Annotated in this window: 3 protein-coding genes; 2 read left to right on the forward strand and 1 reads right to left on the reverse strand. The window is 60.8% G+C overall.

Features of this window, described 5'->3' with window-relative positions; all coding sequences use genetic code 11:
* Window positions 1–291: 291 nt before the first annotated feature.
* Window positions 292–8,184, forward strand: coding sequence for a hypothetical protein (locus GA0061100_RS22060; protein ID WP_075854894.1), 7,893 nt, complete (start codon window positions 292–294; stop codon window positions 8,182–8,184).
* Window positions 8,185–8,562: 378 nt separating this feature from the next.
* The gene (locus tag GA0061100_RS22070) at window positions 8,563–10,611 is read left to right on the forward strand and encodes an O-linked N-acetylglucosamine transferase, SPINDLY family protein (protein WP_143525501.1); all 2,049 of its coding nucleotides are present in this window, start codon (window positions 8,563–8,565) and stop codon (window positions 10,609–10,611) included.
* A 115-nt stretch (window positions 10,612–10,726) separates the two neighbouring features.
* Here the strand turns inward: GA0061100_RS22070 and GA0061100_RS22075 are convergent, their stop codons facing one another.
* Complete coding sequence (locus tag GA0061100_RS22075; RefSeq protein WP_075854897.1) at window positions 10,727–11,728, reverse strand: ABC transporter permease; 1,002 nt, start codon at window positions 11,726–11,728, stop codon at window positions 10,727–10,729.
* Window position 11,729 lies beyond the last annotated feature (1 nt).

An 11,729-nucleotide genomic window follows, 5' to 3' on the forward strand; every position in this document is an offset into this window, starting at 1 on the left:
TTCTCCGCCGGCTTAATCAGAAGGGCCCTCCGGGGCCCTTTTGTCGTGCGGCCCGGCGGGCGACGTCTGTCGCTCGATCAGCACGACGAATTTCGACCAGTCCGGGAATTCTGTACCTACACAACGACAATCAGAAGTTCAGGCACAGCTTCGGGCAAGCCAGTCGCACTACGCTGCGGCAGTGGGGCATGAATTTTAGAGAGTATTAATCTGCCAGCGCTTCGGCAAGGCAGGCCTGGTCGGCTTTGAATATGCCGACATCGCAACGCGGCTACGGAAAGAGTCCTGTTTATGACTTCGATCGTTTCATCCTTGAGCCTCACTCAGATCAGATCTCTTTCGACATCGGCTGTGGCAGCCTGGACCACGGAGGATGTGGCGTCGCTGTCCACCAAGCAGATCAGCGTCCTCACATCGGCGCAGATCGCCGCGCTGGATACCGAGGACGTGGAGGTTCTCACCTCCCAGCAGCTGAGCGCAATTTCGCAAAGCGCCATTCCGGGGCTTACGCTCGATCAATTGGCCGCCCTGACAACGTCTGCAATCGAGAGCTTCAGTTCCGTGCAGATCACCGCGATCACGACGCAGCAGCTCCAGGGCCTGACGACCGAACAGGCGGAAGCCTTGACAACATCGCAGGTCCGGGTCTTGAGCTCCGTGCAACTTTCTGCGCTCAGCGCCGCTGATCTGGCCACCTTTTCGACGGACGATATGGCTGCGATCAGCAGCAAGGCAGTATCGGGCCTGTCGACCGCGGCAATGGCCTCGCTCTCGACGGACCAAGTCGCAGCGTTGAGCACCAGCAGCATTTCCAATCTGACGACGAGCCAAATCGCGGCTCTGGGCACGGCGCAAATTGCGGCCCTGACGACAGCGCAGATCGCCGCTCTCAAGACGACGCAGGTCGCGGCCATGCCCACGAGCGATATAGCTGCGTTTTCAACTGCTCAGATTGCGGCCCTGACAGCCAGCGCGATTGCCAGCCTGAAGACGGCGCAAATCGCAGCCCTGAGCACTGCGCAAGCCGAGGCTCTCACCTCGAGCCAAGTCAAGGCCCTAGGTTCGGCGCAGCTCTCCGCGCTGTCTACGGGCGATATCGCCACATTTTCGACAGATGACATGGCGGCGATTACCGCTGCCGCGGTCGCAGGCCTCTCGACAGCAACCATTTCCTCTCTCGCGACGAACCAGGTTGCCGCCCTGAGTACGGCCGCGATTTCCGGCCTGACAACGGCTCAGATCGCTGCCTTGGGTACGGCGCAGATCGCCGCAATGACGACGGCACAGGTCGCAGCGCTCACCGCGACGCAAGTCGCAGTCATGAGCACGGGCGATGTTACGGCCCTGTCGGCCTCACAGGTCGCGGCCCTCAGCAAATCAGCCGTTACCGGCCTGACCACCATCCAGATCGCCGCACTGAGCACGGTGCAGATCGGCGCATTGACGACAAGCCAAATCAATTCGCTGAAGACGACGCAAACTGCAGTCTTGAGCACGAGCGATATCGCAGCGCTCTCGACCGCGCAAATTGCCGCCTTCAGCGTAAGCGGCATCGCCGGGCTGACAACGGGCCAGATCAGCGTGATGACCACAACGCAGATTGCCGCTCTGACGACGGCACAGGTCGCGGCGCTGACTTCGACCCAGATATCCGCATTGAGCACGGACGATATCGCCGCGCTCTCGACCGCCAGCGTCGCGGCAATCACCAGCAAGGCCATATCGGGTCTTGGCACGACTGCCATCGCCGCCTTGTCGACAGCGCAAGTTGCGGCGCTCAGCACGGCTGGGGTTGCCGGGTTGAGCACGGTTCAGATTGCGGTTCTGGGCACGGAAAAAACGAGCGTCCTGACAACGGCGCAGGTCGCGGCACTGGGCTCGAGCCAAATTGCCGTGTTGGGCACGGATGTCGTCGCGGCGCTTTCGACCGGACAGATCGCGGCGTTGAAAGCGGCCACCATTACCGGTTTGACGACCGGTCAGATCGCAGCGCTAAGCACGCAGCAAGTGGCGGCACTCACCAGTGCTCAAATTGCGGCGCTGAGCTCGACTCAATTTTCGGTCCTCGGCGCGGACGAGATTGCAACGTTCTCGACAACGGAAATTGCCGCCATTACCAGCAAGGCCGTGGCGGGGTTAAGTACAGGGGTCATCGCCTCCCTTTCGACCGATCAGGTTGCCGCCCTTAGTTCGAGCGCGGTCACGGGTCTGACGACCACCCAGGTTGCTGCACTTTCGAGCACCCAGATCGCGGGCCTCGCGACGCGCGCCGTCGCGAGCTTGACCACGAGCCAGATATCAAGCCTGAGCTCGCAACAGGTCGCAGCCTTGACGACCACCCAGATCAGTGTGCTGAAAACAACCCAGATTGCGGCTGTCAGCACGAATGACATTGCCGCCCTTTCAACTGCGCAGATCGCAGCGCTCACCACGACGGCGGTCACAGGACTGACGACGGGCCAGATCACCGCGCTCACCACGACCCAGATCGAGGCGCTATCGTCGAGCCAGGTCAAGGTGTTGAGTTCCACTCAACTTGCTGCGCTGGGTTCCGATGACGTGGCAACTTTCACGACAGATGAAATTGCCGCACTGTCCAGCAAGGCGATAGGCGGCCTCTCGACCAGCGTCATTGCGTCCCTTTCAAGCACACAGCTCGGGGCCTTGACCACGAGCGCCATCACCGGCCTGACGACCACCCAGATATCGACGCTGGGTACTGCTCAGCTCGCAAGCCTGACGACCGGCCAAATTGCGGCATTGAGCTCGACACAAATGACGGCGCTGACGGCAAACGACGTGGCGGCCCTGTCGACGGCCGACTTGGCCGCGATTGCCACCAAGGCGATTGCAGGCTTGAGCACCGGTGCCGTCGCCGGTCTCTCGACGGCGCAGATTGCGGCCCTGGCCACGAGCACGCTCGCGAGCCTGACGACCACTCAGGTCGCAACCTTGAGCACTGCACAGCTCGCGGCGCTGAGCACGACACAGGTCGCGAGCCTGACGTCGAGCCAGGTTGCAGCCCTCAGCACGGGCACCGTTACATCCCTTACCGCCAGCCAGATTGCCGCCCTCAGCACATCCGGCATCACCGGTCTCACGACAGATCAGATCGCCGCTCTGAGCACGGCGCAAACGCAGGCATTGACGACAGCCCAGATCGCCAAATTGAGCTCGACACAGGTCTCCGCTCTCGGAACGGACGACATTGCGACCTTTACGACCGACGAAATCGCCGCACTTTCCAGCAAGGCGGTAACAGGGTTGAGCACCGGCGTCATCTCGACGCTCTCGACGCAGCAAATCGCCTCCTTGAGTGCCGTCGGGATCGCCGGCTTGACGACGACCCAGATCACCGCGCTCAATACGGCGCAGATTGCCGCCCTGCCGGCATCGTGGATGACGGCTCTCAGCGCAACTCAGATCGCAGCCCTCGACACCAATGTCATCGCCGCTCTGTCCACCGCACAGGTCGCCGCGATAAGCACCTCCGGGATTACCGGCCTGACGACCGATCAGGTCAATGCGCTGAACACCACGCAAGTCTCAGCCCTGACAACAAATCAGGTCGCGGCTCTGAAGACCGCTCAGCTCTCCGCACTCGGGACCGATGATGTCGCCGCCCTTTCCGTCGCCGATATCGCCGTGATCAGCTCGACCGCGATGTCGGGGCTGTCGACCGATGCGATTGCCGCACTGACGACCGCCCAGATCGCTGCCTTGAGCACGGCAGGCATTGCAGGCCTCAGCACCGCGCAGATCGATGCATTAAGCGGTAGCCAGGTCGATGCGTTGCTCACCAATCAGATCGCGGCCCTCAGCCAATCGCAAATCGCGACCATAGATGCGGATATCTTCGCCTCTCTCTCCACAGCCCAAATCGCCGCGTTCAGCACCTCTGGAGTGGCCGGCTTGACAACGGGGCAGATGGCCGCACTGAGCACGGCACAGGCCGAAGCACTGACCACCGCGCAGGTCAAGGCCCTCAGCTCCGCCCAGCTCGGCGCGCTGAGTGCCGATGACATAGCAACCTTCTCGACCGCCGATATCGCAGCGATTTCGAACAAGGCGGTATCGGGTCTCAGCACATCCGTCATTAGTTCATTGTCCACGGATCAGATCGCAGCGCTCGGCACGACCACCGTCGCGGGCCTGACGACCGATCAGGTCGCTGCTTTGAGCACGGCACAGGTGGCCGTCTTGACCACGACCCGGATTGCCGCGCTGAGCTCATCGCAAGTGGCAGCGCTCGGCACAGGAAGCATCGCTTCGCTTACGACCGCCCAGATGGCTGCGCTCAGCACCGCCGGAATCTCCGGACTGAGCACCGATCAAGTCAACGTTCTGAGCAGTGCGCAACTTGCCGCTTTGACAACGACGCAGATCGCAGCATTGAGTTCAGCTCAGCTTAGCGTCCTTAGCTCGGGCGACGTAACGACCCTCTCGACCGCAGATATTGCCGCCATCGGTTCGAGTGCCATTTCCGGTCTGTCCACGGCAGCCTTGGCGGCCTTCTCGACCGCGCAGATCGCCGCACTTAGCCCGACCGGCATCCTTGGCATAAGCACCGATCAGATCAGTGCCTTAAACAGCAGCCAGATAGATGTGCTGTCGACCAAGCAGATCGCAACCCTGAGCTCGGCGCAGATCGCGGTTTTGGACCCGGCCATCGTCGCGACCCTTTCGACGGCGCAGATTGCGGCCCTTGGCAGCTCGGCCATTGCAGGCCTGACGACCGCGCAGATCTCGGCTCTCAACACCAACCAGACGGAGGCCCTGACATCGGCTCAGGTCGCGGCTCTGAGTTCCAAGCAGATCGGCAGCCTGGGTGCCGCCGACATCGCAACCTTCTCGACCAAAGATATTTCCGCGATCGGCTCCGCCGCCATCTCCGGCTTGTCGACGGATGCCATTGCGGCCTTGTCGACGGCCCAGATCGCAGCCCTCAGCACATCGGGCATTACGGGGCTGACCACCCAGCAGATTGCCGCCTTGAGCACCGGTCAGCTCCAGGCGCTGACGACGGCACAGGTCGCTGCACTGAGTTCCGCGCAGCTTTCCGTATTGACGACAAATGATGTAGCTGCCCTGTCGACCAAGAGCATTGCGGCGCTCACCTCCGCCGCCATATCGGGCGTGCCCACGACAGCAATCGCCGCTTTGTCGACGAGCCAAGTGGCGGCCCTCAGTACCTCAGGCATTGCTGGCCTTACCACGAAGCAGATCGCTGCGCTCAGCACCAGCCAGGCCGAAGCGTTGACGACAGCACAGGTCGCGGCCCTGAACTCGACCCAGCTTTCTGCGCTGACGACAGACGACATAGCCGTATTTTCCACGCAGGACATAGCCGCCATCGGCTCGAGCGCCATATCGGGCCTGTCCACGGGCGCGATAGCGGCATTGACGACAAATCAGATCGCAGCCCTCAGCGCGCTTGGGATCAGCGGTCTGTCGACCAAACAGATCGCAGTCTTGAATACCGCTCAGGTCCATGCCTTGAGCAGCAAGCAGGTTGCTGCGCTAAGCTCGGCGCAGGTTTCCGCCTTGAGCACAACGGACATAGCCTCGCTTTCGACGGCGCAGATCGCCGCCCTCAGCTCATCCGGCACTGTCGGACTGACGAGCCTGCAGATTGCAGCCTTGAGCACGGGCCAGGTGCAAGCCCTGACGACGACACAGATCAGCGTCCTTGGCTCCAAGCAGGTAACCGCGCTGACGACCACCGACATAAACGCAATGTCGACGGCGCAGATTGCTGCATTGAGCGGTCTTGGCATTGCGGGTCTGACGAGTGCCCAGATCGCGGTCTTGAATACTGCCCAGGCCGAGGCCCTGACCTCGGCTCAAGTCGCTGCTCTCAGTTCGAGCCAGATTGCGACGCTGAACCCTGCCAATCTGCAGACATTCTCGACTTCCGATATCGCAGCCATCAGTTCGAGCGCCATCGCCGGCCTGTCGACGGCGACCATCGCTGCCTTTTCTGGGGACCAGATCGCGGCGATCGGCACCGCCGGCATTGCGGGTCTCACCACCCTGCAGATTTCGGCTCTCGGCACCAACCAGGTCGCGGCGCTTACGACAGCCCAGATCAGCACACTTGGCTCCAAGCAGATTTCGGCGCTGACGACAGCCGATATCGCGGCCATGTCGACCGCGCAAATTGCCGCGCTCAGCACCGCCGGGATCGCCGGCCTGACAACGGCACAGCTGGCGGCTCTCAACGTCGACCAGGCCGAGGCTCTGACAACGGCGCAGATCGGCGTGCTGAGCTCGACCCAGATCGCAGCGCTCAGCACTGATGATCTGGACGCCTTTTCCACCGCCGATATCGCGGCCATCAGTTCGAGTGCCATATCGGGCCTATCGACGGCGACGATCGCCGGATTCTCGACCGACCAGGTCGCAGCGCTCAGCGCAGCCGGCATTGCAGGCCTGACAACATCGCAGATAGCAACCCTGAATACCGGGCAATTGGAGGCCTTGACCACTGCTCAGGTCGCAGCGCTCACTTCCAAGCAGATCACGGTACTCGGCACGAGCGGCATCGAAGCCCTCTCCACCAACCAGATCGCAGCGCTGAGCACAAGCGGGATTGCCGGACTGACGACAGATCAGATCACAGCGCTCAGCACGGACCAGGCCGAGGCTTTGACGCCGACCCAGATCGGGACCTTGACCTCAAAGCAGATTGCCGCCTTCGGGACAAACGATCTCGCGACCTTCTCAACTGCGGATATGGCGGCCATCGGCTCGCTTGCGATGTCAGCCCTGTCAACCGCCGCAATCGCAGCCTTGTCGACGGCGCAGATTGCCGCGTTGAGCACAGCCGGCATAACAGGCCTCACCACCAGCCAGATGGCGGCGCTCAGCACGGATCAGGCCGAGGCTCTAACGCCTACCCAGGTCGGAGCGCTCAGCTCGGCGCAGATTGCCGCTCTCGGAACCGACGATCTTCAGACCTTCTCAAGCGCGGATATCGCGGCGATCAGCTCGAGCGCCATGTCGGGCCTGACGACTGCCATTGTCGCGGCGTTGTCGACGGCCCAGATTACGTCCCTGGGCACGGGCGGCATTGCCGGATTGACGACGGCACAGATCGCCGTTCTCAGCATTGATCAAGTCGAGGCTTTGACGGCGGCGCAAGTCGGAGCTCTTGGCTCAAAGCAGATTGCAGTCCTTAGCACCGGCGATATCGCCGCCTTGTCGACAAGCCAGGTCGCGGCGTTGAGCACGGCGGGCGTGGCAGGTTTGAGCAGCACCCAGGTCGCCGCAATGAGCGTCGATCAGATCGCAGCATTCTCGACGGCCCAGATCGCGGCCTTGAGTTCCGCCGGCATTGCAGGCCTCAGCTCGGCCGATCTGGCAACCTTCTCGACTTCCGATATAGCAGCGATCAGTTCCAGCTCGGTCCAGGGCCTGTCGACCGACTTTATCGCCTCCCTCTCCACCGCCCAGATCGCGGCACTCGGGACGGGCAGCATTGCCGGCCTGAGCAGTACACAGATCGGGGTGCTTAGCATTGAGCAGTTCGAAGCACTTACGACCACCCAGATCGCGGCGTTGAGTTCCGCCGGCCTGGCGGGACTGACCACGGCGGATCTGACGACCCTTTCCACTGCCGAGCTATCCGTGATCAATTCGGACGCGATCCAGGGACTGCCCACCACTGTCGTCGCAGCCCTTACCAGCGACCAGATCGCCGTCCTGACGACCTCTCAGATCGCCTCATTGAGCTATGGCCAGATCGCGGCACTGAGCACGGCACAAATCGCTGCTCTTTCGACATCGCAGATCGGCGCCTTGAACGCCCTTCAGGTCGCGGCACTGGATACGGACGATATTTCCGTCTTCACGACCGATGACATTGCCGCATTGAGCTCCGGAGCGGTCGCCGGATTGACCACACGGGTCATCGCGTCGCTGACGACGGCGCAGGCCGAGGCTCTTGCGCCATCCCAGGTCAGCGAGCTGACTTCGGCGCAGGTCGCGGCCCTGACGACACAGGAGCTCTCGACCTTCTCGACCAAGGATATCTCAGCTTTTAGCTCTAATGGCGTAGCGGGCCTGTCGACGCAGGACATTGCAAGCCTTTCCAGCACGCAGCTGCTCGCATTGATGCGTTCGCAGATGGCATATCTGAGTTCGGATCAAATCGCAGCGGTCATCTCAAGCTATGTGACGTGAAACAGCGCAGTGGTTTTGCGACAGCGATAGGCGAGATCGAAGGCTGGGGCGCAGGACGCAAATCCCGGATATCGCGACATGCGCGCGGCATTGTTGGATCGAATCACACAGCGGAGCGTCCGGCGACCGGCGATTTTGGAGACCGCTCGTGCTATTGCGGACAACGCCCGTGGCATATCGCAGGCGCTCATGGTCTCTGAGGCCTACGCGGTCGTTTGCAATTCGCTTTCGCGCGTTCGAAAGCTGTTGATTGCCGGCGCGCAATCGCCGATTCCGATGGCGAGCTGATGACATGCCGACGGCAACAAAGCACAGTCGAGGCATCGGCAGCCATTATGGAAATGGTTGCGTTGCCTGCCGCCAGCTTATGGAATGCCCATGCTCACCAATGATGCTTCAGTCACCAGCCCGGTCCTGCCGCTTGCCGGCATCCTGGACCTGGCACGTTCGCAGCGCCTCTCCTTCAACGACCTGTTCCAATTTGCCGAAACGCAAAGTGCGGCTGGGCAGAAGCTGGAGGCGGCGGAGGCCTACAAGGTCTGGATCGCATTCAACGATGGCCATCCTTACCTGCATCTCGTCTATTTCAACTATTCGGTCACGCTGCGACAGCTTGGCGACATAGCCGGTTCCATTCAGGCGCTGCGCGCCTGTCTGAAGCTCGATCCGCAATTCGGCCCGGCACACATCAATCTAGGACGGGCATTGGAAGATAGCGGCGTTGCGGCGCATGCCATCGTGCAATGGCGAAGCTTCGTCGAGATAACGGCTGAAAGTACCCCCGACAAGCTGGCGCACCGTCTCATGGCACTTCAGCATATTGGCCGTGTCATGGAAAATGCGGGGCTTTTGGATGATGCCGAAGCGGCGCTGTGGCAGGCTATCGAACTGCGACCCGACAAGAGCGAAGCCGGGCAGCATTGGAGCGCCCTGCGCCAGCGTCAATGCAAATGGCCTGTTCTTGCCACATCCGACCATGTCTCCACTCGTCAGCTCCTCGATTCCATGTCGCCACTGACGCTAGCCTGCTATTCCGACGATCCGCTGTTCCAACTTGCAAGAGCCTACCAATACAACAAGTCCTTTGTCGGCCGCCCCGACATAAGCGGATTTCCTCGCAAGGTGCCGCGGAAAAAATCCGGAAGCGCGCAGCGGCTTCGCGTCGGCTACGTATCATCGGATCTGCGGGATCACGCGGTTGGCTTCGCACTTAGGGAGGTGCTGGAGCTGCACGACAAGCAAAGCGTCGAAATCTACGCTTACTACTGCGGCGAGCCAGTGGAGCGGGACGCCACGCAAATGCGCATGAAAGCGGTCGTCGACTGCTGGCGCGATATCGCTACGCTCAGCGATCAGGATGCGGCACGGCAGATCGCCGGCGATGACATCGATATCCTCATCGACGTCAATGGCTATACCAAGCATGCACGAACAAAAATCTTTGCATATCGACCGGCCCCCGTCATCGTCAATTTCTGTGGCTATCCGGGCACGATGGGCAGTCCTTTTCATCACTATATCATCGCGGACGAACGCGTCATTCCCCCGGAAAATGAGATCTTTTATTCCGAGAGGGTACTGAGGATCCCTTGCACCCAGCCAATTGATCGCAAAAGAGCGGTTGCCGAAAGGCCGACGCGCCTCGAAGCGGGCCTGCCGGAGGATGTCTTCGTCTTCGCGTGCTTCAATGGCATGCAGAAGATCACGAAAGAGACGTTTGCGCAGTGGATGGAAATTCTCGCGGCAACGTCCGACAGCGTGTTGTGGCTGTTGAGCGGCAGTGATGATGTCGACGCGCGTCTGCGCCAGCTTGCGTCAAATGCAGGCGTCGCGCCCGAGCGTCTCATCTTTGCACCCAAGGCACCAAACGCCAGACACCTCGCCAGGATTGGTCTTGCCGATCTCTTCCTCGACACATTTCCCTATGGAGCACATTCGACGGCAGCCGATGCTCTGACCATGGGCTTGCCCGTCCTCACCGTTCCAGGCAAGAGCTTTGCAGCGCGCTTCTGCCACAGCATCGTTAGAGCCGCTGGCGCCGAGCAGCTGATTTGCTCAAATCCGCAAGACTACGTTCAAAAGGCGATCGGATTTGCAAAGGATCCCGCAAGCCTGAAAAGAATAAGAGCGTCCGTGCAGGAACAACGGGATACAAGCGTGTTGCGTGATATTCCGGCTCTCGTTCAACGCCTGGAGACGCTGTTCTGGCAAATGCAACGGGAAGCGGAGCAAGGAAAAACTCCTCAGCCAGACTTGCGCAACCTCGATGTCTACTACGAGATTGGTGTTGGATTGGTGCAAGACAACATCGCTTATTGTGAGGATAGCGCTTACAGGCGCGAATACGGAAAGCGGCTGGCCGAATGGCACGATTACTCTCCATTGCAGCGAGACGCTCGCCTCTGGCCCAATGGCACGGTAATCTAGTCGTTCCTGATGGATTTCTTTCCCATGTCTTGTTGGGAAAACGGACGGAGCAAGAAGAATTTGGCAAGTACAGCGGTCGGATAGACCAGATTTCCATGATTCGCAGCAGCTTGCGCTATGCGCTGCCGGCTGCTTTCCGGTTGATGAAACTCAGGGCGAGCACGGCGAAGATCAGCGTTCCCGTACCGACTTGCTGCCAATAGAAATTCAAATCGGTCAGCAGCAGCCCATTGGCCACGATACTGAGCAGGAGCACGCCCAGGACGGTGCCAGCGACGTTCGGCCGCCCGAGCGGGCTGAGCGTCGTACCGATGAAAGTTGCACCGATGGCATTCAGCAGGAATGCATTGCCGGAAGACGGGATATAGACGGTGACGGTCGCAGTCAGAATCAGGCCAGCGACGGCTGCGATCAACCCGACCAGTACGAAGGTAGCCGCTATATAGGCGGGAGCCGCAATGCCGGAATAGCGTACGACGCCCGGCTGGATACCGATTGACAGAATGATGCGGCCGAACCGCGTACGGGCAAAAATAACCGCAGCGGCTGTGATGATGACGATGGCGGCTGCAAGCGGCACAGGGAACCCTTCGATCGTGCCGTGGCCAAGGAAACGGAAAGCCTCCGGTACGCCGTTCGGCGGCAGATAGACGGGATTGCCGCCATTGGTCAGCAGTTGCTGGATGCTGCGGCCTATGAACAATGTGCCAAGCGTTGCGAGGAACGGGGAGACGCCGATCCCTGATATCAACAGCGCATTGAATGCTCCGACAAGTATCCCGGCCGCCAACCCGGCCAATGCTGCAATCGCCACCGGCTGCCCGGCAAGGACAAGCGAAACAAAAGCGAAGCTCGCGAAATCCATTGCCGTTCCCACCGAAAGATCGATGCCGCCCGAGGCGACGGCAAAGGTCATGGCGATGGAGACGATGGCAAGCAGCGTGAAATTGTTGACCAGGATGCTCTGCAGGTTGGCGAACGTCAGGAATGTCGGCGTGATCAGGGAAAAGACGGCAAACACGGCAATCAGGGCCAGGATCAGCCCGTAGCGCACCAAGCCGCCGATGATAAGGCGCGGCAAGCCAGTCGCGGCGGGTGAAGAGGTGTGGAGCGACATG

The organism is Martinezella hainanensis (genome assembly GCF_900094555.1).
Classification (GTDB): Bacteria; Pseudomonadota; Alphaproteobacteria; order Rhizobiales; family Rhizobiaceae; genus Rhizobium; species Rhizobium hainanense.